22 protein-coding genes and 1 riboswitch are annotated in these 23373 nt (G+C 72.4%); of the genes, 12 read left to right on the top strand and 10 right to left on the bottom strand.

Annotated features, from left to right (window positions below; genetic code table 11):
• The 8 genes from cobO to ACIBW9_RS06895 form a co-directional block, all read right to left on the bottom strand.
• Positions 1-600 (bottom strand): cob(I)yrinic acid a,c-diamide adenosyltransferase, encoded by a 600-nt coding sequence (gene cobO, locus ACIBW9_RS06860; RefSeq protein WP_123964296.1) that lies wholly within the window; start codon positions 598-600, stop codon positions 1-3.
• Positions 600-2603 carry a putative cobaltochelatase gene (locus ACIBW9_RS06865; protein ID WP_398951897.1) on the bottom strand — a complete coding sequence of 668 codons (2004 nt, stop codon included), beginning with the start codon at positions 2601-2603 and terminating at the stop codon, positions 600-602. The genes cobO and ACIBW9_RS06865 overlap by 1 nt, the downstream gene beginning before the upstream one ends.
• Positions 2600-6268 carry a cobaltochelatase subunit CobN gene (cobN, locus tag ACIBW9_RS06870; protein ID WP_398951899.1) on the bottom strand — a complete coding sequence of 1223 codons (3669 nt, stop codon included), beginning with the start codon at positions 6266-6268 and terminating at the stop codon, positions 2600-2602. The genes ACIBW9_RS06865 and cobN overlap by 4 nt, the downstream gene beginning before the upstream one ends.
• Complete coding sequence (locus tag ACIBW9_RS06875) at positions 6265-7776, bottom strand: cobyric acid synthase (RefSeq protein WP_398951901.1); 1512 nt, start codon at positions 7774-7776, stop codon at positions 6265-6267. The genes cobN and ACIBW9_RS06875 overlap by 4 nt, the downstream gene beginning before the upstream one ends.
• Positions 7773-8789, bottom strand: a complete 1017-nt coding sequence (locus ACIBW9_RS06880) for a cobalamin biosynthesis protein (protein WP_398951904.1) — start codon at positions 8787-8789, stop codon at positions 7773-7775. Before ACIBW9_RS06880 ends, ACIBW9_RS06875 begins: the two co-directional genes overlap by 4 nt.
• Positions 8790-8894: 105 nt before the next feature.
• Positions 8895-9037, bottom strand: a riboswitch (cobalamin riboswitch).
• A 270-nt stretch (positions 9038-9307) separates the two neighbouring features.
• A complete protein-coding gene (locus ACIBW9_RS06885; RefSeq protein ID WP_398951906.1) occupies positions 9308-9535 on the bottom strand; it encodes a hypothetical protein in 228 nt (75 codons plus the stop codon).
• 34 nt (positions 9536-9569) lie between these two features.
• Entirely contained in the window at positions 9570-10820 is a 1251-nt protein-coding gene (locus ACIBW9_RS06890) for an anion permease (RefSeq protein WP_398951909.1), read from the bottom strand.
• A gap of 153 nt (positions 10821-10973) precedes the next feature.
• Complete coding sequence (locus ACIBW9_RS06895) at positions 10974-11723, bottom strand: lysozyme (RefSeq protein WP_398951911.1); 750 nt, start codon at positions 11721-11723, stop codon at positions 10974-10976.
• A 195-nt stretch (positions 11724-11918) separates the two neighbouring features.
• On the opposite strand from ACIBW9_RS06895, the gene ACIBW9_RS06900 reads away from it, so the two are divergent.
• From ACIBW9_RS06900 to ACIBW9_RS06930, 7 genes are all read left to right on the top strand, one after another.
• A complete protein-coding gene (locus ACIBW9_RS06900) occupies positions 11919-12650 on the top strand; it encodes a class II aldolase/adducin family protein (protein WP_398951913.1) in 732 nt (243 codons plus the stop codon).
• A gap of 109 nt (positions 12651-12759) precedes the next feature.
• Positions 12760-13878 carry an alpha/beta hydrolase family protein gene (locus ACIBW9_RS06905; RefSeq protein WP_398951915.1) on the top strand — a complete coding sequence of 373 codons (1119 nt, stop codon included), beginning with the start codon at positions 12760-12762 and terminating at the stop codon, positions 13876-13878.
• Positions 13879-14116: 238 nt separating this feature from the next.
• Positions 14117-15517 carry a hypothetical protein gene (locus ACIBW9_RS06910; RefSeq protein WP_398951918.1) on the top strand — a complete coding sequence of 467 codons (1401 nt, stop codon included), beginning with the start codon at positions 14117-14119 and terminating at the stop codon, positions 15515-15517.
• 426 nt (positions 15518-15943) lie between these two features.
• Complete coding sequence (locus tag ACIBW9_RS06915; protein ID WP_398951920.1) at positions 15944-16135, top strand: hypothetical protein; 192 nt, start codon at positions 15944-15946, stop codon at positions 16133-16135.
• A 90-nt stretch (positions 16136-16225) separates the two neighbouring features.
• Positions 16226-17824: a ribosomal protection-like ABC-F family protein gene (gene abc-f, locus ACIBW9_RS06920; protein ID WP_398951922.1), complete on the top strand. Its 1599-nt coding sequence runs from the start codon at positions 16226-16228 to the stop codon at positions 17822-17824.
• 362 nt (positions 17825-18186) lie between these two features.
• On the top strand, positions 18187-18408 hold the full coding sequence (locus tag ACIBW9_RS06925; protein ID WP_004002281.1) for a helix-turn-helix domain-containing protein: 222 nt from the start codon (positions 18187-18189) through the stop codon (positions 18406-18408).
• Positions 18409-18537: 129 nt separating this feature from the next.
• Positions 18538-19341: an enoyl-CoA hydratase/isomerase family protein gene (locus ACIBW9_RS06930; protein ID WP_398951925.1), complete on the top strand. Its 804-nt coding sequence runs from the start codon at positions 18538-18540 to the stop codon at positions 19339-19341.
• A 104-nt stretch (positions 19342-19445) separates the two neighbouring features.
• Here ACIBW9_RS06930 and ACIBW9_RS06935 read toward each other — a convergent pair whose 3' ends face one another.
• Positions 19446-20159, bottom strand: coding sequence for a nucleopolyhedrovirus P10 family protein (locus ACIBW9_RS06935; RefSeq protein WP_398951927.1), 714 nt, complete (start codon positions 20157-20159; stop codon positions 19446-19448).
• Positions 20160-20247: 88 nt separating this feature from the next.
• Here ACIBW9_RS06935 and ACIBW9_RS06940 point away from each other — a divergent pair, with 88 nt between their 5' ends.
• The 5 genes from ACIBW9_RS06940 to amaP are packed head-to-tail and all read left to right on the top strand — an operon-like array spanning position 20248 to position 22585.
• Positions 20248-20745 (top strand): Asp23/Gls24 family envelope stress response protein, encoded by a 498-nt coding sequence (locus tag ACIBW9_RS06940; protein ID WP_115908935.1) that lies wholly within the window; start codon positions 20248-20250, stop codon positions 20743-20745.
• Between the two features lie 43 nt (positions 20746-20788).
• Positions 20789-20974, top strand: coding sequence for a hypothetical protein (locus ACIBW9_RS06945; RefSeq protein ID WP_099927891.1), 186 nt, complete (start codon positions 20789-20791; stop codon positions 20972-20974).
• Positions 20971-21354, top strand: a complete 384-nt coding sequence (locus ACIBW9_RS06950; RefSeq protein ID WP_398951930.1) for an Asp23/Gls24 family envelope stress response protein — start codon at positions 20971-20973, stop codon at positions 21352-21354. The genes ACIBW9_RS06945 and ACIBW9_RS06950 overlap by 4 nt, the downstream gene beginning before the upstream one ends.
• Complete coding sequence (locus ACIBW9_RS06955) at positions 21351-22001, top strand: DUF6286 domain-containing protein (protein ID WP_398951932.1); 651 nt, start codon at positions 21351-21353, stop codon at positions 21999-22001. Before ACIBW9_RS06950 ends, ACIBW9_RS06955 begins: the two co-directional genes overlap by 4 nt.
• 5 nt (positions 22002-22006) lie before the next feature.
• The gene (amaP, locus tag ACIBW9_RS06960; RefSeq protein WP_398951934.1) at positions 22007-22585 is read left to right on the top strand and encodes an alkaline shock response membrane anchor protein AmaP; all 579 of its coding nucleotides are present in this window, start codon (positions 22007-22009) and stop codon (positions 22583-22585) included.
• Between the two features lie 27 nt (positions 22586-22612).
• Here the strand turns inward: amaP and ACIBW9_RS06965 are convergent, their stop codons facing one another.
• Positions 22613-23368, bottom strand: a complete 756-nt coding sequence (locus ACIBW9_RS06965; protein ID WP_398951936.1) for an SDR family oxidoreductase — start codon at positions 23366-23368, stop codon at positions 22613-22615.
• Between the last annotated feature and the right edge of the window lie 5 nt (positions 23369-23373).

A 23373-nucleotide genomic window follows, 5' to 3' on the forward strand; every position in this document is an offset into this window, starting at 1 on the left:
TCACCACTCGATGCCCCTCTGCCCCTTCTGGCCGGCGTCCATCGGATGCTTGACCTTGGACATGTCGGTCACGAGATCGGCGAACTCGACCAGCTTCTCGGGCGCGTTCCGCCCGGTGATCACCACATGCTGGGTCCCCGGCCGGTTCCGCAGCACGTCCACGACCTCGTCGGTGTCCACCCACCCCCAGTGCATGGGATAGGCGAACTCGTCCAGCACATACAGCTTGTACGTCTCCGCGGCGAGGTCCCGCTTGACCTGCTCCCAGCCCTCGCGGGCCTTCTCCTCGTTGTCCATCTGGGAGTCCCGCTGCACCCAGGACCAGCCCTCGCCCATCTTGTGCCAGTCGACGGTCCCGCCCTCGCCCGAGGCGCCGAGCACCCGCAGCGCGTTCTCCTCGCCGACCTTCCACTTCGCCGACTTGACGAACTGGAACACCCCGATCGGCCACCCCTGGTTCCAGGCCCGCAGCGCAAGCCCGAAGGCGGCCGTGGACTTGCCCTTGCCGATCCCCGTGTGCACGACGACCAGCGGCCGGTTACGACGCTGACGAGTCGTCAGCCCGTCGTCCGGCACCACACTCGGCTGCCCCTGCGGCATTACGCGGCCCTCCTCTTCGTCCCACCCTGTACGTCCCTGACCAGCCCGGCGATCGAGTCCGCCCGCAACTCGTCGAGCGTCACCGCCGTTCCGCCCAGCTCACCCGCGAGCTGCCCGGCGAGCCCGAGCCGCACGGGCCCGGACTCACAGTCGACGACCACGGAGGCGACCCCGTCGGCCGCGAACAGCCGAGCGGCCCGCCCGGCCAGCGCGACCGGCTCGGGGCCGCCGGTGGCCCGCCCGTCGGTCACCACCACGACCAGCGCCCGCCGCGCCGGATCCCGCAACCGCTCCACCCGCAGCACGTCGTGCGCGCGCAGCAGCCCGGCCGCGAGCGGCGTCCGCCCGCCGGTCGGCAACGACTCCAGCCGCACCGCCGCCGCGTCCACGGACGAGGTCGGCGGCAGCGCGACCTCGGCGGCCGAGCCCCGGAACGTCACCAGCCCCACCTTGTCCCGCCGCTGATACGCATCCAGCAGCAGCGACAGCACGGCCCCCTTCACGGCACTCATCCGCTGCCGGGCCGCCATCGACCCCGAAGCGTCGACCACGAACAGCACGAGGTTTCCCTCGCGGCCCTCCCGGGTGGCCTGCCGCAGATCGTCCCGCCGTACGACCAGCCCCGGCCCCGACCGCCCCCGAGCCCGCTGATGCGGCGCGGCGGCCTGCACGGTCGCCGCCAGGTGCAGCTTGGTGAGCGCCCCCTGGGGCCGCCGTGCCCCCGTCGTCCGCCCGTGCTCCGTCCGCGCCCGCGAGCGCCGCCCGGCGGCCCCCTCACCGATTCCGGGCACGCTCAGCACCTTGGTGCGGAAGGGCTCCGAGGCCCGTACGGCGGACTGCTCGGCAGCTCCCGAGGCCTGCGGCTGTCCGCCCTCCCCGGCCTCGGGCCGCGCGTCGGTGTCACCGCCCTGCGGACCGTCGGAGTCCCCGGAGGGCGGCTGCCCGCCGCCGCCCGGTCCGCCGCCGTCGGGGTCCGGGTCGGGATCGTCGTCGCCGGAGAACTCCTCCAGCGTCTCGTCGAGCTTGTCCTCGTCGAGTCCGGGCGCGTCGAAGGGGTTACGACGGCGCCGGTGCGGCAGCGCGAGCAGGGCCGCCTGCCGTACGTCCTCGGCGAGCACCTCGGTCCGCCCGGCCCAGGCGGCCAGCGCGGCGGCCGTACGCGCCATCACGATGTCGGCCCGCATGCCGTCCACCTCGAAGGCGGCACAGGTCGCCGCGATCTGCCGGAGCGCCCCGTCGCCCAGCCGCACCGACGGCAGCAACTTCCGTGCGGCGACGATCCGTTGACGTACGGAAGCCTCCTCGTCCGCCCAGCGGGCCACGAAACCGGCGGGATCGTCGTCGTAGGCGAGTCTGCGCCGTACGACCTCCACCCGCTGGTCCGGCTCCCGGGAGGCGGCGACCTCGACTGTCAGTCCGAACCGGTCGAGCAGCTGCGGCCGCAGTTCGCCCTCTTCGGGGTTCATCGTGCCGACGAGCAGGAAGCGTGCGGCATGCCGCACCGAGACGCCCTCGCGCTCGACGTACGACGCACCCATCGCGGCCGCGTCCAGCAGCAGGTCGACGAGATGGTCGTGCAGCAGGTTGACCTCGTCGACGTAGAGGATCCCGCGGTGCGCGTCCGCGAGCAGACCGGGCTCGAAGGCCTTCACACCCTCAGACAGTGCCCGCTCGATGTCGAGGGCGCCGACCAGGCGGTCCTCCGAGGCGCCGACCGGCAACTCGACCATCCGCGCGGGCCGTTCGGTACCGGGCCCGGCCTCGTGCGGGCCGTCCGGGCAGGACGGGTCCGGTGCCGCGGGGTCGCAGGAGAAACGGCACCCCGGGACGACGGCCACCTCGGGCAGCAGCGCCGAGAGCGCCCGCACGGCCGTCGACTTGGCGGTGCCCTTCTCGCCGCGCACCAGCACACCGCCGACCGCCGGGGACACGGCGTTCAGCAGCAGCGCGAGCCGCAGGTCGTCCTGGCCGACGACGGCCGTAAAGGGGAAGGGGGTGGTCACTGGTCGCCCTCCAAGTCGCCTTCCAGCTCCAGGTACGTGGCGCGCAGCCGCTCCAGCGTCTCAGCGTCCGGCTCGGCCCACAGGCCGCGGTCGGCGGCCTCCAGCAGGCGTTCGGTGATGCCGCGCAGCGCCCATGGGTTGGACTGCTTCATGAACTCCCGGTTCTCCGGGGCGAAGACGTACTCGGCGCTGAGCTTCTCGTACATCCAGTCGTCGACGACGCCGGCCGTGGCGTCGTAGCCGAAGAGGTAGTCGACGGTCGCCGCCATCTCGAAGGCGCCCTTGTAGCCGTGCCGCCGCATGGCCGCCATCCAGCGCGGGTTGACGACCCGCGCACGGAAGACGCGGTGCGTCTCCTCGCCCAGCGTCCGCGTCTTCACCTGGTCGGGGGTCGCGGAGTCGCCGACGTACGCCTCGGGGCTCTCGCCCGTCAGATGCCGCACCATGGCGACCATGCCGCCGTGGTACTGGAAGTAGTCGTCGGCGTCGACGAGGTCGTGCTCGCGGGTGTCGACGTTCTTCGCGGCCACGGCGATCCGCTTGAACGCCGTCTCCATGTCCCCGCGTGCCGCCCGGCCGTCGAGCCCGCGTCCGTACGCGTAGCCGCCCCAGACGGCGTACACCTCGGCCAGGTCGGCGTCGGAGCGCCAGTTGCGGGCGTCGATCAGCGGCAGCAGCCCGGCACCGTAGGCGCCCGGCTTGGAGCCGAAGATCCGGGAGGTCGCGCGCCGCCGGTCGCCGTGCTGGGCCGTGTCCTCGTCCGCGTGGGCGCGCACGTAGTTCTGCTCGGCGGGCTCGTCCAGCTCGGCGACCTTGCGGACGGCGTCGTCGATCAGCCCGACGACGTGCGGGAACGCGTCCCGGAAGAACCCGGAGATACGGACGGTGACGTCGATGCGCGGGCGCCCGAGCTCCGCCAGGCCGATCACCTCGAACCCGGTCACCCGGCGGGAGGCGTCGTCCCACACCGGCCGGCAGCCCAGCAGCGCCAGGATCTCGGCGATGTCGTCGCCCTGGGTGCGCATCGCGGACGTGCCCCAGACCGTCAGGCCGACGGACTTCGGGTACGCGCCGGTGTCCTGCAGATACCGCTGGACGAGGGAGTCCGCGAGGGACTGGCCGACCTCCCAGCTCAGCCTGGAGGGGATGGCCTTGGGGTCGACCGAGTAGAAGTTCCGGCCGGTCGGCAGGACGTTGACCAGCCCGCGCGTCGGCGAACCGGAGGGACCCGCAGGGACGTAACCGCCGTCGAGCGCCTTGAGGATGTGGCCGATCTCGTCCGTCGTACGGGCCAGCCGCGGCACCACCTCGGTGCAGGCGAACTCCACCACCGCGACCGCGTCCGGCAGCTCGGTGCCGAGCACCCCGCGGACGAGAGCCGGGGCGAGCGTGACGTCCCAGTCCCGAGCCTCCATGCCCTCCGCGATCCGCCGGCACAGCTGCTCCAGCAGGTCGATGGCGTCGGCGGCCGTACGGGAGGGGCCCTCGACGAGATCGCTCAGCTCGACCGGCACCTTCACCGGAGCACCGGGCTCGGCCAGCAACTCCTTCTCGACCAGCCCGAAATGAGCGGCCAGCGAAGCCCTGAGCCCCGGCAGCGCGTTCGCCTGCCCGCCCCACACCTGCGAGGCGCGCAGCACGGCCAGTACGAGGTTCACCCGCGGTTCGCCGACCGGCCCGCCACCCAGGATGTGCAGTCCGTCGCGGATCTGCACGTCCTTGATCTCGCACAGATAGCCGTCGATGTGCATGACGAACTCGTCGAACTCGTCCTCGTCCGGCTGCTCGTCCACATGCAGGTCGTGGTGGAGCTCGGCCGCCTTGACCAGCGTCCAGATCTGCGCGCGCACCGCGGGCGCCTTCGTCGGGTCCAGGTCGGAGACCAGCGCGTACTCGTCGAGCAGCTGCTCCAGCTTGGCCAGATCGCCGTAGGTGTCGGCGCGGGCCATCGGCGGTACGAGGTGGTCGACGACCGTGGCATGCCCGCGCCGCTTGGCCTGGGTGCCCTCACCGGGGTCGTTGACGATGAACGGGTAGATCAGCGGCAGCTCACCGAGCACCGCGTCGGGCGCGCAGCCGCCGCTGAGCCCGAGCCCCTTACCGGGCAGCCACTCCATCGTGCCGTGCTTGCCCATGTGGACGATCGCGTCGGCGCCGAACCCCCCCTCCGATGTTGCAGCGTCGAGCCAGCGGTAGGCCGCCATGTAGTGGTGCGAGGGCGGCATGTCGGGGTCGTGGTAGATCGCGATCGGGTTCTCACCGAAGCCGCGCGGCGGCTGGATCATCACGACGACGTTCCCGAACTGGAGGGAGGCGAGGACGATGTCCTCCCCGTCGACGTACAAGTTGCCCGGCGGCTCGCCCCACGCCTCCAGCATCCCGTCCCTGAGCTCAGGGTCCAGCTTGTCGAACCAGGCCCGGTAGTCGGCCAGCGGCACGCGCGCGGGCGCGGCGGCCAGTTGCTCCTCGGTCAGCCACTCGACGTCGTGACCGCCGGCCGCGATCAGCCGGTGGATCAACTCGTCGCCGCCGGAGGGGTATTCGGTGAGCGAGTACCCGGCGTCCTTCAGCGCGTCCAGGACCTGCACCGCGGACGCGGGCGTGTCCAGACCGACCGCGTTGCCGACCCGCGAGTGCTTCGTCGGGTACGCGGTGAACACGAGCGCCAGCTTCTTGTCCGCGTTCGCCTTGTGCTTCAACTGCGCATGCCGTACGGCGATCCCGGCGACCCGCGCGGCCCGCTCCGGGTCGGCGACGTACACGGGCACGTCGTCGGGGCCCTGCTCCTTGAAGGAGAACGGGACGGTGATCAGCCGCCCGTCGAACTCGGGGATCGCGACCTGCATCGCCGCGTCCATGGGGGACAGGGCGGCGTCCGACCCGTCCCAGGCCTCACGGGAGGACGTCAGGCAAAGGCCTTGCAGGACGGGCACGTCGAGGTCGGCGAGCGCGCCGATGTCCCAGGCCTCCTCGTCACCGCCGGCCGAGGCCTGCGAGGCGTGTGTGCCGCCGGCGGCGAGGACGGTGGCGACCAGGGCGTCGGTCCGGCCGAGGATCTCGTACAGCCCGGCGTCCGCGCCACGCAGTGAACCGCAGTACACGGGAAGGGCGTTGGCGCCCTTCGCCTCGATCGCGTCGCACAGGGTGTCCACGAAGGCGGTGTTGCCGCTCAGCTCGTGCGCCCGGTAGAAGAGCACGCCGACGGTCGGCCGACCGTCCACGAACGGACGCTCGCCGTGGATGCCGTACTCGGGCATCTTCTGCGGCTCGACGAACCCCTCGCCGGTCAGCAGCACCGTGTCGGACAGGAACCGGGCGAGCTCGGTGAGGTTGGCGGGCCCGCCCTCGACGAGATACCTGAGCGCCTCCGCCACGACACCGGCGGGCACGGACGACTCGGCCATCAACTCGGCGTCGGGGACGGCCTCCCCGCCGAGCAGCACGGTCGGGATCCCTGACGCCTTGAGCGCGGTGAGCCCGTCCTCCCAGGCCCGCTTTCCGCCCAGCAGCCGTACGACGGCGATGTCGGCGCCGTCGAGGAGGCCGGGCAGCTCCTCGGTCACATCCACCCGGGTCGGGTTGCCGATCCGGTAGTCGGCACCGGACGCGGCCCGAGCGGCCAACAGATCCGTGTCGGCGGTCGACAACAACAGCACTGTGCTCATGCGGGCGCTCCCGGTGGAATGAAAGGCAGTCCTTGCGGCGCGCCCGACTCGATGAGCCGCCACAGCGCGTCCGTGTCCGCGTGTTGTTCGATCAGGTCGCCGAGCCGGTCGAGCTGCTCCTCGCGCAGCGCGGCGAAAGAGGTGTCGGGCGCCGGTACGAAACGACGGCCCGCGGCGGCCGCCACCTCGCGCAGAAAGGCCCGCCGGAAACCGTCCGACTCCAGCGAACCGTGCCAGTGCGTGCCCCACGTCTGCCCGACGCGGATGCCGTCCAGGAAGGCCTCCCCGCCGGCTATGTCGGCGACGCCGTGATGGATCTCGTACCCCTCGACCTGCTCGCCGAGGGCTTCCCCCACGGGCCGGGTGAGGGTCTTCTCGCGGGCGAACCGCACCCGCACGGGCAGCACTCCGAGCGCTTCGACATGCCCGCGTCGGCTCTCGACCTCGTCCTCGATGTGCTCGCCGAGGACCTGGAAGCCACCGCAGATGCCGAGGACGGGCCGCTGTTCGGCGGCCCTGCGGACCAGGGCGTCCGCAAGTCCCCGCGCGCGCAGCCACTCCAGGGCCTTCACCGTCCCGCGGGTCCCCGGGATGACGACGAGGTCGGCGTCCGCGAGTTCCTCGGGCCGGTCCACGAACCGCACCACGACGCCCGGTTCGGCGGCCAGGGCGTCCACGTCGGTGAAGTTGGACATCAGCGGGATCGCGCACACGGCGACCCGCAGCACGTCCTCACCGACGGGCGGCGCGACGTTCGACTCCCGTACCGTCCCGCGCAGCGAGACCCGCAGCCCGTCCTCCTCGTCGATGCCGAGGCCGTGCTGGAAGGGCAGGACGCCGTAGGTGTGCCGTCCGGTGAGTCCGTGCAGCATGTCGAGCCCGGGCTCCAGGAGGCTGACGTCCCCGCGGAACTTGTTGACGAGGAACCCGGCGACCAGCTCCTGGTCCTCGGGGGAGAGCAGGGCGACGGTGCCGAAGAAGGAGGCGAAGACCCCGCCGCGGTCGATGTCACCGACCACGAGCACGGGAAGCCGCGCGTTACGGGCGATCCCCATGTTCACGATGTCGGTCCGCCGCAGGTTGATCTCGGCGGGAGAACCCGCCCCCTCACAGATCACGGCGTCATACGTGCCCCGCAACTCGGCCAGGCAGTCGAGCACGGTCCCCAGAAGCTGCTGCTGCCGCCCACCGTGATAACCGCGCGCGCTCAGCTCGCCGACGGGCTTGCCCATCAGCACGACCTGGCTGCTCTGCTCGCCACCGGGCTTGAGCAGCACGGGGTTCATCAGCGCGGTCGGCTCGATCCGGCAGGCCTGCGCCTGCATGGCCTGAGCCCGCCCGATCTCGGCACCCTCTCGCGTCACGAACGAGTTCAGGGACATGTTCTGCGCCTTGAAGGGCGCGACCTTGACCCCCTGCCGCACCAGCCAACGACAGATCCCGGCGGTGACGACACTCTTCCCGGCATCCGAGGTGGTACCGGCGACAAGAAGCCCCCCGCCGGTCATGACACCCGCCCCGACCGCTGTGGGCAGTCGTTCCGCAGGGCGGAACGGGTGGGCACAGCCCCCACCACCGGTCGCCGTGCGACCCGGGCACGTGACACCGCCCCAGCCGCGCTGACCCCCAACGCCAGCCACCCCACCCGCCGCGACAACCGCACGGCACGCTCAATGTCGCCGACTTCCACCGCACGCCCCTCCCCGTTCAGCACAGGCCGATGCTCAACACGCCCCCCATACGACAAGGTCCCCCCGAGCCGAACCCCCAGCGCCCCCGCGAACGACGCCTCCACGGGCCCGGCGTTGGGGCTCGGATGCTTCGCGGCGTCAGAACGCCAGGCGCGTACGGCCCCCCGGCCGTCACCCCCGGCAGCGGCGGCCAGCACGGCGGTCAGCCGGGCCCCCGGCCACCCCGCCACGTCGTCCAGTCGCGCGGAAGCCCACCCGTATCGCCGGTACTTGGCCGACTTGTGCCCCACCATGGCGTCGAGCGTGTTGACGGCCCGGAATCCGAGCAGCCCCGGCACCCCGCCCACGGCCCCCCACACCAGCGCCCCCACGACGGCGTCGGAGGTGTTCTCGGCGACGGACTCCACCACCGCCCGCGCGATCCCGTCGGCGTCCAGGGCCTGCGGGTCCCGCCCGCACAGATGCGGCAGCCGGGCCCGGGCGGCCTCGACGTCCCCGGACTCCAGCGCCCGTCCGATGCCGCGGGCCTCGCGCGCGAGCGAAGTCCCCCCGACGACGGCCCACGTGGCGGCCGCGGTCAGGGCGAGGGAGGCGGCACGGGACGGACGTACGGCCCTCTGCGCCACAGCACCCAGCGCGAGGGCGCTCCCGGCGCACACGGCGGTGTGCAGCGCGCCCCACCCGCGGTGGTCCCGCCACAACACCCGCTCCACGGCCCCGGCGGCCCGCCCGAACACGGCGACCGGATGCCCACGGCGCGGATCGCCGAGCAGATGGTCACCGAGGAGGCCGGCGGCGGCGCCGTACGCGAAGACGCGATCGGCACGCATCGGCTCAGCCGGCCGTGGGGTGGGGCAGCGACCTGGTACTGGTCCTGTACGTCACACGGCAGGCTGGCATGGCGACATGTCCTCACTCAGGGTGTCCACGCCCTGGTTCGACGAGACCGGCGGTGAGAGTTCCTGGCTCCCGGGGCTTACTACCCCGGTGACAGTGGCGGGACCGCGCCGGACTTGCACCGGCTTCCTCTCGCGCCGCCGTAGCTGGCTTCGGCAGTCCACCACGCGCCCGAACGGCAGTCAACTTGCCGTTGACCTGCGACGGGGGAGTGTGCTGAGGCCCACACCCGGCGCCCTGAACCCTGCATGAGAAACCCGCGGGGGGGGGGGGGGGGGGGGGGGGGGGGGGGGGGGGGCGCCGGGGGGGGGCGGGGGGGGGGCGGCGCCCCGCCCCCCCCCCCCCCCCCCCCCCCCCCCCCGCCCCCCCCCCCCCGCGCCCCCCCCCCCCCCCCCCCCCCCCCCCCCCCCCCCCCCCCCGGGACGTGGAGAAAGCCGGTCCGGCCGCGGCCTCAGGCCTTGGCGATCACCAGATGGATTCCGTACGCCACGGCCGCCGCGCAGCCCGCGAAGGCCACGTATGCGCCGGCCACCGCCAGGGATGCCGAGTTGCCCTGCGCCACGGCCCGCTCGCGGCGCGACAGGCCCATGATGCCGAGGGTGAACAGGGCCACGAGGCCCACCGTGACCGCGAGGCTGACGCCGAAGACGGAGCCCAGGGCTGCCCAGTCGATCTTCATGCTGCTTCTCTTCCTTCGTACCGGGTGGGCGGGCTCAGACGGCCGCGGCCGGCGGGGTCGCCGGGTCGGGGACGGCGCTCACGGGGGCCGGGGCGGGGATCGTGGCCGTCAGGTCCTCGGTCACCGTGCCCGCCGGGGGCGGGGTCACGGCGGCGATCGCCGTGGTCACCACGCCGGGCGGCTCCTCGCTCTCGTTGACATTCGACGCGTCGATGACCTCGCGCCGGGAGATCTTCCAGATGGCCGCACTGGCGACGACCAGGAAGACGGCGACGACGGCGGTGCCCCAGTCGCCGAGATCCGTCACGGACTCCGCGCCCGCACCGACCAGCGCCGCGGCCGGCAGCGTCAGGCACCAGGCCACGAGCATGCGGGTGGCCGTCGACCAGCGGACCACTCCGCCCTTGCGGCCGAGGCCGGCGCCCATCACCGAACCGGAGACCGAGTGGGTGGTGGAGAGGGAGAAGCCGAGGTGCGAGGAGGCCAGGATGACCGTGGCCGCACTGGTCTGGGCGGCGAAGCCCTGCTGCGGCTGGAGCTCGGTCAGGCCCTTGCCCATGGTGCGGATGATGCGCCAGCCGCCGAGCCAGGTGCCGAGCGCGATGGCGAGGCCCGCGGAGAGGATGACCCAGGTGGGCGGGTCGGAGTCGGGAGCGACGGCGCCGCCGGCGACCAGGGCGAGGGTGATGATGCCCATCGTCTTCTGTGCGTCGTTGGTGCCGTGGGCCAGCGAGACCAGGCCCGCGGAGGCGATCTGGCCGACGCGGTAGCCCTTCTCGGCGGCCTTGCCGTCGGCCTTCTTGCCGAGGGTGTACGAGAGCCGGGTCGCGAGCAGCGCTGCCAGGCCCGCGACGATCGGGGCGGCGAGCGCCGGGATGAGCACCTTGGTGACGAGCACGTCACCGTGCACCGCGCCCATGCCGGCCGAGGCGATGGTGGCGCCGATCAGGCCGCCCATCAGGGCGTGCGAGGAACTGGAGGGAAGCCCGACGAGCCAGGTCAGCAGGTTCCAGAGGATCGCGCCGACCAGCGCCGCGAAGATGACCTCGGGACGTATGCCGGTCTCGTCGACGAGACCCTTGGAGATCGTGTTGGCGACCTCCACGGAGAGGAAGGCACCCGCAAGGTTCAGCACGGCGGACATGGCCACCGCGACCTTGGGCTTGAGCGCGCCGGTCGAGATGGTGGTGGCCATCGCGTTGGCGGTGTCGTGGAAACCGTTCGTGAAATCAAACGCGAGTGCGGTTACCACCACAATCGCGAGGATCAGCGAGAAGTTTTCCATTTACCCAGGCAATCGTTCGAAGTCAACGGTCGGTTGACCGTAGGCAACCTGGGTGAACGGAAGATGAACTGAGGGCGGCTGCACGATGTCTGGATGAGGGGGTCGCCGCTCCGCCCTGGTCCCGGCGACCCCCGCTCCCGCGGTGCCCCTTGGTCAGTAGCCCCGGGCGAACTTCCTCAGCTGGGTCCGGGACCCGTTGAAGAGATTCTGGTCACCCGGCAGTCCGCCGCTGTTGTCGTACTGCCAGAAGGTCCAGAACGACCAGCCGGCCGGCAGGGAACCGGAGGTCCCGGACCCGTGACGGGCTATCCACAGCGCGTGGTTCGAGGCGAACGCGCTGCTTCCGCCGGTGCAGGTGTTCCACCAGTGGGTGGTCGTGTAGATCACGGGGTGGCGGCCGGTGAGCCGCTTCACCTCGCCGCTGAACGCCTTGATCCAGCCGACCATGCGCGCCTTGCTCAGGCCGTAGCACCCGTGCTTGGGGCTGTACGGGTTGTATTCGATGTCGAGGGCGGGCGGCAGCGTCCAGCCGTCCGACCTCCAGCCGCCGCCGTGGTTCACGAAGTACGCCGCCTGCGCCCTGCCCGACGACTTGTCCGGCAGTGCGAAGTGGTAGGCGCCGCGGATGATGCCGGCGCTGCGGGCGCCGTTGTACTGCTGCCCGAAGTACGGGTTGCGGTAGTTCGTGGACTCGGTCGCCTTGACGTAGACGAACCTGGCGCCCTTGGCCTTCGCGCCCGACCAGTCGACGTTCTTCTGGTGCGAGGAGACGTCGTGCCCCTGCGGCAGACTCGCCGCCGAGGCCGGAAGCCCGGCGAGAGCCGCCCCGGTGACGGTGAGCGCCGCCACGGAGACCGCGAGAACGCGGGTGCGGCGGCGCAGCGGTTTGTGATCACGAGCCATGTTTCCCCCCGGAATGGCGACGTGCACGACAAAACAACGGGAGATTACTGGAAGGTCGTCGAATGCCCGGTGATCTCCGGCCAAGAATGGAGAGAGGCTGATATGTCCCTGTAAGGGGCCTTTCGGAGGCGTGGCTTCCGCCCTAAAGTGCCCCGCCCGACGGCGCGGCGGAGGTGCGCCTGGCAGGATCGCGGCATGGCTGAGCAGCGGCGGGACCAGCGAGGCGAACGGGATGCGCGGGACGGTGTGCAGGACGTGCCGGAGCGCTGGGGGAGGGGCGTGAGTGCCGAGGTGGGACACGCCTGGGAGGCGCTCGTCGCGACCGCCCGCCGCACGGTCGCCGACGGTCTCGTCGTCGGCACCTCCGGCAATGTCTCGGTGCGCGTCGGGGACACCGTGCTGGTCACACCCTCGGGCGTGCCCTACGACCGGCTCACGCCCGAGGACCTGACCGGCGTCGACCTCGACGGCCGCCAGGTGCTCGGCACCCTCGTCCCGACGAGCGAACTCCCCATGCACCTCGCGATCCACCGGACCACCGACGCCCGCGCCGTGGTCCACACCCACGCCGTGCACGCGACGGCCGTCTCGACGCTCGTCCCCGAGCTCCCGGCGATCCACTACATGGCCGGCGCCCTCGGCGGACCCGTCCGAGTTGCCCCCTATGCGACATACGGCAGCGACGAGTTGGCCGAGAACATGCTCCACGCCCTCGCCGACCGCACCGCCTGCCTGCTGCAGAACCACGGCACGATGGCCTACGGCGCCACCCTCGACCAGGCCTACGACCGCACGGCCCAATTGGAGTGGATGTGCCGCCTGTGGCTGACGGCCTCCTCGGTGCCGGGCCTGTCCCCGACACTGCTGTCCCGCGAGCAGATGGCGGAGGCGGGGGAGAAGCTGCGGGGTTACGGGCAACGGAAGTGAGGCCCGGGGCACCGCACTCGGGGCGAGCGGGCACACCCCGCCGCGATCCGCATCACCCCGCCCCGTCCTCCCGCTGGCCGGTGGCCGGGTCCGCCAGGACACTGGACGGGTGCGCACAGTCAAAGCGACGGCCGCAGCCGTCACCGTAGCCCTGGCGGCCGGCGCGGCAAGCGTGGCCGCCGGCCGGTTCGCGAGCGACGCGGCGCTCAAGGCGCCACCGGGCCGGCCCCTGCCCACCGAACCCCAGCTCACCGTGCACGCCACGGCCGCCGGACAGATCGCGCTCACCCGCGACCTGGCGGCCATGCGGCCCGGCACCTACGGCCTCGCGGGCGACGGCACCCACGCGGTCGTGGGACCCGTCCTCGCCACGGCAACGCACTCCGCCGACACCGTCGTCCGCCGCCTGGAGCGGGTCACCCACGGCACCCTGGAGCCCGGCGACAAGGTCTGGCTGACCCCGAACCTGCACACCGGCGACCCCGGAAGCGCCCTCGGCCTGCCCCAAACCGACGTCGCCATCCCCGGCGAACTCGGCTCCCTGCCCGCCTGGTTCGTGCCCGGTGTGCGGGACACCTGGGTGATCGCCGTGCACGGTCTGGGAGCCACCCGCGAACTCACCATGAACATCATGGAGTTCCTGCACCGCCAGCGCTTCCCGGTGCTCGCCCTCGCCTACCGCGGCGACCCCGGCGCGCCCCGCTCCCAGGACGGCCTGAGCCACCTCGGCGAGACGGAGTGGCGCGACGTGGACGCCGCGATCCGGCACGCCGTCAGCCACGGCGCCCGACAGGTCGTCCTGCACGGCTGGTCGACCGGCGCCACCATGGCGCTGCGCGCCGCCGCCCACTCCGGACTGCGCGACAGCATCTCCGGACTGGTCCTGGACTCCCCGGTGCTCAGCTGGGCCACGACGCTGCGCGCCCTCGCCGCCGCCCGCCGCACACCGGGCGCACTGCTGCCGCTCGCCGTGCGGGCCGCCCAGGGGCGTACCGGCATGGAGCGCGAGCGCACCGCCGAGGCCGAGCGGCTCACCGTGCCGACGCTGATATTCCACGGTCCGGACGACACCCTCGCCCCCTGGGAGCACTCGCGCCGGCTCGCCCACGCCCGTCCCAACCTGATCGCTCTGCGCACGGTCCCGAACGCTCCCCACTCAGCGATGTGGAACGCCGACCCGGAGGCCTACGAAGAAGCCTTGCGCCGCTTCCTGACCCCGCTGATGTGACCGCTCCCGCCGGCCTCTCGCCGCGTTCCCGCACCGCTCGCGCGACCCCGTCCGGCGCCCCCGCCCGCGGCGTCGGGCCGGAGCGGAACTGAACAGTCGGCACCATTCCGTTTAAGGCCCTACCACTGGCCTGTTCCCGTCCCCGCGCCGCCCGCCGGACCCCGTGCGTTGGCCAGTCCCGTCGCCCGCCGTGACATTCCGTTTGGGTTTTCGGACCGTCAACCGGAAGACTGCACCCGTGACGTCCCGTATCCCGCGCGACTCCAGGCTTCGACTCGTCGGCCCGCGAACCCTGTCCGCCGCCCCCAGAGCCGTGAACCAGCGCCGCCCACGCCGCGCCGCACCCCGCCCTCCGGAGGGCACCCCGGCACCCGCGGAGCTGGCCAGAATGGCTCGCTCCCAGCTGGCCGCCGCGGCCCGTGTCGCCCGCTGGGCCGACGCCGCGCTCGGCCCGGGCAGCGACGGCGCGACCGCCGACGGCAAGGCCACCCTCGCCGACGCGACCGCCGAACGGGCCGCCCGGGACCTCGGCCTGACCGTGGCTCAGGTCCGCGCCGACTGGGACACCGCCCGCCTCGCGGGCCTCGTCGAGGTGCACGGTGACAGCGCCCGCCCCGGCTGGCGGCTGCGCGCCTGGAACCGCGACGACAGCGCCGTCCTGCGCGGCTGGGTCGCCCTCTTCGACGCCTGGTCCCTCGCCCACGGCGAGCCCGCGGACCACGAGCCCGCCGCTGTCGCCGAGGTCGTCTCGGCCATGCCCCAGGTGCTCTCCTTCCTCCAGCTGTCCGCCGGGCCCGTCCCGGTCGACCAGCTCCTCGACCTCCTGGAGCAGCGGGTCACCGAACTGCGCACCGAGCGCTGCGAGATCCCCTACGGCCCGCAGCCCGAGCCCGCCGAGCAGCCCGCGGCCCTCGACGCCCCGCTCGCACCCCTCCTCGACTGGGCCCTGCACGCCCTCGCCTCCGTCGGCGCCCTCACCTACGGCGGCGGACAGGCCACCCTCACCCCGCTCGGCAGCTGGGCCGTCTGGGTCAAGCTGGAGCAGATCTGCGTCGCCGCGCAGAGCCCCGCCGGGAACATCGAGGTCGCCGCCGACGTGATGCTCCGCGGCTGCGCCCAGCTGCGCCCCAACGCCGCCCGCGCCGAATACCGCGCCTGGCTCGCCGCCCGTCCCGTCGGCAGCGCCGTCACCGAGCTCATCGCCGCCGCCCGCGGCGACGACGCCCTGCTGCGCGGCCTCGCCTTCGAGGCCCTGCGCGTGGTCGGCGCGCCCGCCGAGCCAGACGTCCGTGCGGTGGCCGAGGAGCCGACCCTGCGCCCGTACGCCCTCCTCTGGCTGGCCGAGCACGACGGCGTCGACCCCGAGGACGCCCACGAGGTCCTCACCCGTGAGGAGGCCACCTGGCTGTGGGTCGACACCGCCGCCGCGGTCGCCGACCACGGCGAGGCCCCGATGCTCGTACGCCACCTGGAGTCGGCAGTACAGCCGACGGTCCCCCTCCTCCTGGAAGAGGTACGCGCGGTCGGCCACCCCCGCACCGTCCAGGTCCTGGTCGCGCTCGCGGCGGCCCACCCGGACCCGGCCCTGGCAAAGGCCGTGCGCCGCGCCGCCTTCCAAGTGCACACCGGCGGCAGCTGAGCAGGGACAAAGATCCTCGGCGGCCCGACAGCGGCTTTCCGTCCGGCGGCCCAGCGGAGGCTTCTGGTCCGGTGGTCGGGCGGCGCTTTCAGGTTGGCGGTCGGGCGGCGGCTTCTGGGTCCGGCGGTCGGGCAGCGGCTCTCAGGTCGGCGGTCGGACGGCGGCTTTCCGTCCGGCGGCCCAGCGGAGGCTTCTGGTCCGGTGGTCGGGCGGCGCTTTCAGGTTGGCGGTCGGGCGGCGGCTTCTGGGTCCGGCGGTCGGGCAGCGGCTCTCAGGTCGGCGGTCGGACGGCGGCTTTCAGGTTGGTGGTCGGCAGCGGCTTTCAGGGGCGCGGGGAACTGCGCGACAAGCCACGACGGCGCCGCAGTCGCACGACGGCATACCGCGGCGCATCGCTGGGCGCCAGGCGCCGCCCCGCACCCGCCCTTGCGTGCCGTACGTCACGCCGAGGCGCTGACCGTCGCCCAGCCCTGCCCGGCGTCGTCATGGACGCCCCAGCTCATCGCCGTCGACGACCTGGGCCGGATCACCCCGCACCGCACAGCCTCCGGCAACGACGTCCCCGGCAGGCGGTCCGAACACCCGAACACAGAAAAAGTGCTTGCACGGCCCCGTTAGACTTGGCCCATGGCCATTCTCCTCGCGCATTAGACGGCGGGAACGCCTCAGCCGCCCACCCGTCAACCCTTTCTGCCCAGGAGCCTGTCCGTGATCTCCGCCTCCGGTATCGAGCTGCGCGCCGGTGCCCGCGTCCTCATCGAGTCCGCCTCCTTCCGTATCGCCAAGGGCGACCGCATCGGCCTGGTCGGCCGCAACGGCGCCGGCAAGACCACCCTCACCAAGGTCCTGGCCGGCGAGGGCATCCCGGCCGGCGGCACGGTGACCCGCTCCGGAGAGGTCGGCTACCTCCCGCAGGACCCCCGCACCGGAGACCTCGACATCCTCGCCCGCGACCGCATCCTCTCGGCGCGAGGTCTCGACGTACTCATCCGCAAGATGCGCGAGAACGAGCAGCGCATCGCGAACGGCCAGGGCGCGACCCGCGAGAAGGCCCTCAAGCAGTACGAGCGCCAGGAGACGGAGTTCCTCACCAAGGGCGGGTACGCCGCCGAGGCCGAGGCCGCCACCATCGCCGCCGCGCTGAACCTGCCCGACCGGGTGCTCGGCCAGCCGCTGCACACGCTCTCCGGCGGTCAGCGCCGCCGTATCGAACTGGCCCGCATCCTGTTCTCCGACGCGGACACCCTGCTGCTCGACGAGCCGACGAACCACCTCGACGCCGACTCGATCGTCTGGCTGCGCGACTACCTGAAGACCTACCGCGGCGGCTTCATCGTGATCTCCCACGACGTCGACCTGGTCGAGACGGTCGTCAACAAGGTGTTCTACCTGGACGCCAACCGCGCCCAGATCGACATCTACAACATGGGCTGGAAGCTCTACCAGCAGCAGCGCGAGGCCGACGAGAAGCGCCGCAAGCGCGAGCGGGCCAACGCCGAGAAGAAGGCCGCCGCCCTGCATTCGCAGGCCGACAAGATGCGCGCCAAGGCCACCAAGACGGTCGCCGCGCAGAACATGGCCCGGCGCGCGGACAAGCTGCTCTCCGGCCTGGAGGCGGTGCGCCAGAGCGACAAGGTCGCCAAGCTGCGCTTCCCCGAGCCCGCGCCGTGCGGCAAGACGCCGCTCACCGCAGAGGGACTGTCCAAGTCGTACGGCTCGCTGGAGATCTTCACCGACGTCGACCTGGCCATCGACAAGGGCTCCCGCGTCGTCATCCTCGGCCTCAACGGCGCCGGCAAGACGACCCTGCTGCGCCTGCTCGGCGGCGTCGAGAAGCCCGACACCGGCGAGGTGGTCCAGGGCCACGGACTCAAGCTCGGCTACTACGCGCAGGAGCACGAGACCCTCGACCCGGAGCGCTCGGTCCTGGAGAACATGCGCTCCTCCGCCCCCGACCTGGACCTCGTCGAGGTCCGCAAGGTGCTCGGCTCGTTCCTGTTCTCCGGCGACGACGTCGACAAGCCGGCCGGCGTGCTGTCCGGCGGCGAGAAGACCCGCCTGGCCCTCGCGACCCTGGTCGTCTCCTCCGCGAACGTCCTGCTGCTCGACGAGCCGACCAACAACCTCGACCCCGCCAGCCGCGAGGAGATCCTCGGCGCCCTGCGCACCTACAAGGGCGCGGTCGTCCTGGTCACCCACGACGAGGGCGCCGTCGAGGCGCTGCAGCCCGAGCGGATCATCCTGCTGCCGGACGGCGTCGAGGACCTGTGGGGCGCGGACTACGCGGATCTGGTCGCCCTCGCCTGAGCGCGGTGGATCGTCAGCGCAGCTTGATCGAAGGCGTGATCCACAGCGTATGGATCATTCGGCCGATCCGTGATCCATCATCTGTGTGAGATCTCCTCGTACCGAGGTGTGTCCTACATCCATTTCACGGCCGAGCCCTTTATCGACAAGGGCTCGGCCGCCGTACGTCCCTGACCTGGCACTTCATAAAAGAACCCGTTCGGCGGTACGAACGCAGCCGGGAGGAATTACGGATTCCGCTTGTGGGGATGCGCTCCTGTCGTCAAAACCCTGTCTCACGGACCTTGCCGAATGGGTGGCCATGAAAGCCCGGAGGGGTGATCATGAGGGGACCAGAGCGCACTTCCCATGAGGAGGCACGGGTGGCCGAGACTCTGAAGAAGGGCAGCCGGGTAACCGGCGCCGCGCGCGACAAGCTCGCGGCAGACCTGAAGAAGAAGTACGACTCCGGTGCGAGCATTCGGGCGCTGGCCGAGGAAACCGGCCGCTCGTATGGCTTCGTACACCGGATGCTCAGTGAGTCGGGCGTCACGCTCCGTGGGCGTGGCGGGGCGACGCGGGGCAAGAAGGCCGCCTCGTCCTGATCCCGGGCGGCCCATCGGCTTCGATGGTGGCCACCCGGTCGGTCGGCAGATCGGCCGGGTGGTTACTGTGCAGTCACTTAGCTTTGCGCTTTAGCTTGCTCTGCTGACCGCACTCATCGGAGGCACTCCATGGCTTCGCCCGCCCAGGACCTCGGTCCGGTACTCGACAAGGACGGCGTACGGCTCACCGTCGACGACGCGATCGCCACGGTGACGCTGACCAACCCGGCCAAGCGCAACGCGCAGAGCCCCGCGATGTGGCGTGCGCTCGCCGAGGCCGGGCGGGTCCTGCCGGGCTCCGTCCGCGTCGTCGTGCTGCGCGCCGAGGGGCAGTCCTTCTCGGCCGGGCTCGACCGGCAGATGTTCACGCCCGAGGGAATCGAGGGCGAGCCGACGTTCATCGACCTCGCGCGCAGCAGCGACGGTGAACTCGACGCGAGCATCGCCGAGTTCCAGGCCGGTTTCACCTGGTGGCGGCGGAGCGACCTCGTGTCCATCGCCGCCGTCCAGGGCCACGCCATCGGCGCGGGCTTCCAGCTCGCACTCGCCTGTGACCTGCGCGTCGTCGCCGACGACGTGCAGTTCGCCATGCGCGAGACCAGCCTCGGGCTGGTGCCGGACCTGACGGGGACGCATCCGCTGGTGGGACTGGTCGGCTATGCCCGCGCGCTGGAGATCTGTGCGACCGGGCGCGCCGTCCTGGCCGAGGAGGCCGTCAGCACGGGTCTCGCCAACCTCGCGGTGCCGGGCGACCAGCTCGACGGGGCGGTGAGGGATCTGGCGTCGGCGATTCTGGCTGCGCCGCGGGATGCCGTGATCGAGACCAAGGCGCTGATCCGTGGGGCCCAGGGGCGGTCCTTCGATGAGCAGCGTGCCGCCGAGCGGGCCGCTCAGGCTCGGCGGCTGCGGGATCTTGCCGGGCTCGGTGAGTGAGCCTCCGGCGGTGGTGCGGTATTTGTCTGCGGCGCCGTTGTGGCTGGTCGCGCCCGCGCGGCGGAGCCGCACATTGACACAGCCCCGCGCCCCTTTGGGGCGCGTCAGCTGACCGCAGTTACCAGCACCGCCACCGTCGGGTGATCCGGTAGCGAGGCGGTGACCGCTGTGCGGACCTGCCGGGCCACGTCCGATGCCCGGTGGTTCGCGCTCACCGCTAGTTCCACGCGCGCGTGGCGGTGCGGGAGTGCGCCCTCCTCATGGAGGGCCGTGATGTGCACCGCTGCCCGGCCCAGGCCGCCCGTCAGACGGGTGACGCCCGGGACCATCAGGGCGGCGGTCGCCGCGCGCAGTTCGTCCGCGTCGTCGGGCTCCGCGGCGGGCGGCGGTGCCGGTGCTCGTACCGGGGCGGGTTCCGGGTCCTCGTCCAGCAGGGCCGTCACCCGCAGGTCGACCTCGGCCACCGCCAGGCCGAGGAGTTCTGTCGCCGCGGCTTCCAACGTCGTACGCACCAGGGCCGCCGTCGTCGGCAGTGGCTCGGACGCCGTCGTGGCGAAGTCCGCCGTCACACGCAGCGGTCCGGGCGGAAGGGCGCTCGGCGGCGGCGGTACGGCGGGGTCGTCGGCGGTGTCCGGGGCGGCGAGCGCGATGCGGAGCGCGTCCAGCCGTACCCCGCGCAGTTCCCGGGTCGCGCGCCGGAGCACCGCCTCGGCCGCCTCCTCCGAGATCCACGCGCCGTCGTGAGGTCCGCCCAGCGGCAGGAGTCTGCCGAGGCCCAACTGATGCCGCACTGCGTGCGCCCACTGTTCCGTCGTCATTCCTCCAGCCTGCCGCATCCCCGGCGCGCGGCGGCGGAACCCCGCTTACCGTGGTGGTAGGACGACGAACCGAAAGGGACGTGCGGCGATGACCGATATGACGGAGCAGGGCCGGACGAGGAACCCGCAAGGGACGAGCGAGGTGACGGACCCCCCGACGATGCGCAAGGCGCAGCCGACGCGGCGCGGCGGAGGAGACCCCGCCACCCGGGGGCGGACGACGATCGCCGACGGGGTCGTGGAGAAGATCGCCGGGCTGGCCGCCCGGGACGTGGTCGGCGTACACGCCCTGGGCAGCGGGCTCAGCCGCACCTTCGGAGCCGTGCGCGACCGGGTGCCCGGAGGGTCGAAGTCCGTGACGCGGGGCGTGAAGGTCGAGGTCGGCGAGGTGCAGACGGCGCTCGACCTGGAGATCGTGGTCGAGTACGGCGTCTCGATCTCCGACGTCGCCCACGCCGTGCGGGAGAACGTCATCGCAGCGGTGGAGCGGATGGCGGGCCTGGAGGTCGTCGAGGTCAACATCGCGGTGAGCGATGTGAAGCTGCCGGAGGAAGAGGACGAGGAGCCGGAGACCCGGCTTCAATGACCTGCCGACGACCGGACAACCGCACCGCTGAGGGGAGCGCACGATGAGCAGGGCCGTGGTCGGCATGATCGCCGGAATGGCGCTGGGCTTCGCCGGATACTTCGGCGGTTTCGGCGCCTTCGTGCTGGTGGCCGCCCTGGGCGCCATCGGGTTCGTCGTCGGCCGGTTCCTGGAGGGGGATCTGGAGATCGGCGACTTCTTCCGTACGCGTGACGACCGTCGGCGGTGAGCACGGTGAGCGGCGGTGTCGGTGAGCTGCGCAGACCCCCGGCCGCCGTCGCGCCCGGCGAGCGCGGGGCCACCAGGATCGCCGACCGGGTGGTCGCGAAGATCGCCTCCCAGGCGGCCAGGGAGAGCCTCAGTGACCAGACCGAGGACAGCTCACCCGCGCACGCCACCGTCGTCGTCCACCATGAAGCCGCACACGTGCGCGTCCACATCGAACTCGACTATCCCTGCGACATCGGCGCCCGCTGCGCGGATGTGCGTCGACATGTCGCTTCGCGGGTAGGCGCGTTGGTGGGCATGGAGGTGCCGGAGGTCGCCGTCCACGTGGAGCGGCTGCATCTGACCCCGGCGCACGGCGTGGCACAGGGGAGGACGCGATGAGCGAGCCCCAGGGCTCCGAGGGCACCACACAACGACTGCCGGTCATCGAGAAGGCACCCGCCGACGAACCGGCCTACGGGCCCCCGCCGTCCGGCCGCGACGGCGACCAGGGCCGCTTCTGGTCGGCGCGCCGCGTCCCCGCGGGCATCGTGTCGTTGCTGGTCCTGTCGGTCGCGGGCCTGTTCCTGTACGACATCGCGGCCGTACGGGCGCACCGGCCCGCGATGGCCTGGCGGCGCGAACTCGCCCGTCAGCTCGCAGAGCGCCACCTCGACGACACCTGGGTGCTCGTCGGCGCCGGGGTCGCCGCCGCCCTCGGCCTCTGGCTGCTCGTGCTGGCGCTCACGCCCGGCCTGCGCGGGGTCCTGCCGATGCGGCGCACCCACGTCGACGTCCGCGCCGGACTGCACCGCGAGGCGGCCGCCTTCGTGCTGCGCGACCGCGCCATGGAGGTCGCCGGCGTCCAGTCCGTACGGGTCCGGATGCGCCGCACCCGCGCCGATGTGTACGCCCTCTCGCACTTCCGCGAACTGGGCGACGTACGCGCCGACCTGATCGCCACGCTCGACGAGGCGATCAGCGGCCTGGGGCTCACCCACCCGCCCGCGCTGTCCGTGCACGTACGGCGTCCCGGACGGAAGGGGTGAGGGCGGTGCCCAGGATCGTCAACCGGGTGCTGATCGGGATCGTCGGACTCGTCCTGCTCGTGGTCGGCGGTTCGGTCCTGGCCGTCGGGCTGGGCGCTCCGCCCCCGTCCTGGTGGATCCACCACGGCCGGCACGACGTCCTGCTCAGCGATGCCGAACGCACCCGCTGGCAGGGCTCCGGCTGGTGGTGGCCGACCGTCATCGCGGCACTGGCCGTCCTGGTGCTGCTCGCCCTGTGGTGGCTGACCGCGGTCCTGCGCCGGCGCCGCCTCACCGAGGTCCTGGTGGACACCGGCGACGGCGAGGGCGCACTGCTGCGGGGCCGGGCCCTGGAGGGCGTACTGGCGAGCGAGGCGGGCGCGCTGGAGGGCGTGGCGCATGCCCACGTCCAGTTGACCGGTCGCCGCACCGCCCCCGAGGCACGCGTGCGACTCCACCTGGAACCGCACGTGGACCCGGGAACGGCCCTGCACGACCTCACGACCCGGGCCCTGACGCACGCACGCAATTCCGCGGGTCTCGCCGCATTTCCCGCAGAGGTGCGGATGAAAGGCGTCAAACACCGCGCGGAAAGGGTGAGTTGACCTCTTTGCGCTGCTTTCGGCGGGCTTTCAGAATCCGTGCCGCATTCCGCCGTCGACCGGGACCATGATTCCCGTCAGATAGGAAGCCGCCGGGGACAACAGGAAGGCAGCCGTCCGCCCGAACTCCTCCGGGGTGCCATAACGCCGCAGCGGAATACGGGATTCGTTGGCGGCCCGTGTCGCCTCGGGGTCCGCGGACAGCCCGTCCAGCTCGCGCACGCGGTCCGTGTCGATACGTGACGGCAGCAGACCCACGACGCGAATTCCGCGCGGACCGAGCTCGTCGGCGAGCGACTTGGCGAACCCGGCGAGTCCCGGGCGAAGCCCGTTGGAAATCGTCAGTCCCGGAATCGGCTCATGCACCGACCCGGACAGCACGAACCCGATGACACCCCCGGCCTCCAACTCACCGGCCGCCGCGCGAGCGAGCCGTACCGCTCCCAGGAACACCGAGTCGAAGGCCGCCCGCCACTGCTCGTCCGTGTTGTCGGCGACGAACCCCGGCGCCGGCCCACCCACACTCACGAGAATCCCGTCGAACCCCCCGAACCGCTCACGCGCCGCCGCGATCAGCCGCGCCGGTGCCTCCGGATCGGCGTTGTCGACGGCCAGCCCGACAGCGTTCGGCCCCAGCTTCTCCGCCGCGGCGCGCGCACGCGCCTCGTCCCGCCCCGTGACGACCACCTTCGCGCCGTCCGCGACGAGCTCACGCGCGGCGGCGTTGCCGAGGCCCCGCGTGGCCCCGGTGACGACATACACCCGGTCCTTCAGTCCAAGATCCATGGCCC

It is taken from the genome of Streptomyces sp. NPDC049541 (assembly GCF_044465725.1).
Taxonomy (GTDB): domain Bacteria; phylum Actinomycetota; class Actinomycetes; order Streptomycetales; family Streptomycetaceae; genus Streptomyces.

Excerpts from the sequence above, each read along its gene's own strand:
- ACIBW9_RS06945 (WP_099927891.1), top strand. The coding sequence starts at position 20,789 with ATGAGCAGGGCCGTGGTCGGCATGATCGCCGGAATGGCGCTGGGCTTC.
- ACIBW9_RS06875 (WP_398951901.1), bottom strand. The coding sequence starts at position 7,776 with ATGACCGGCGGGGGGCTTCTTGTCGCCGGTACCACCTCGGATGCCGGG.
- ACIBW9_RS06965 (WP_398951936.1), bottom strand. The coding sequence starts at position 23,368 with ATGGATCTTGGACTGAAGGACCGGGTGTATGTCGTCACCGGGGCCACG.
- cobO (WP_123964296.1), bottom strand. The coding sequence starts at position 600 with ATGCCGCAGGGGCAGCCGAGTGTGGTGCCGGACGACGGGCTGACGACT.
- ACIBW9_RS06935 (WP_398951927.1), bottom strand. The coding sequence starts at position 20,159 with ATGACGACGGAACAGTGGGCGCACGCAGTGCGGCATCAGTTGGGCCTC.
- cobN (WP_398951899.1), bottom strand. The coding sequence starts at position 6,268 with ATGAGCACAGTGCTGTTGTTGTCGACCGCCGACACGGATCTGTTGGCC.
- ACIBW9_RS06885 (WP_398951906.1), bottom strand. The coding sequence starts at position 9,535 with ATGAAGATCGACTGGGCAGCCCTGGGCTCCGTCTTCGGCGTCAGCCTC.
- ACIBW9_RS06890 (WP_398951909.1), bottom strand. The coding sequence starts at position 10,820 with ATGGAAAACTTCTCGCTGATCCTCGCGATTGTGGTGGTAACCGCACTC.
- ACIBW9_RS06880 (WP_398951904.1), bottom strand. The coding sequence starts at position 8,789 with ATGCGTGCCGATCGCGTCTTCGCGTACGGCGCCGCCGCCGGCCTCCTC.
- ACIBW9_RS06900 (WP_398951913.1), top strand. The coding sequence starts at position 11,919 with ATGGCTGAGCAGCGGCGGGACCAGCGAGGCGAACGGGATGCGCGGGAC.
- ACIBW9_RS06930 (WP_398951925.1), top strand. The coding sequence starts at position 18,538 with ATGGCTTCGCCCGCCCAGGACCTCGGTCCGGTACTCGACAAGGACGGC.
- ACIBW9_RS06955 (WP_398951932.1), top strand. The coding sequence starts at position 21,351 with ATGAGCGAGCCCCAGGGCTCCGAGGGCACCACACAACGACTGCCGGTC.
- ACIBW9_RS06895 (WP_398951911.1), bottom strand. The coding sequence starts at position 11,723 with ATGGCTCGTGATCACAAACCGCTGCGCCGCCGCACCCGCGTTCTCGCG.
- ACIBW9_RS06940 (WP_115908935.1), top strand. The coding sequence starts at position 20,248 with ATGACCGATATGACGGAGCAGGGCCGGACGAGGAACCCGCAAGGGACG.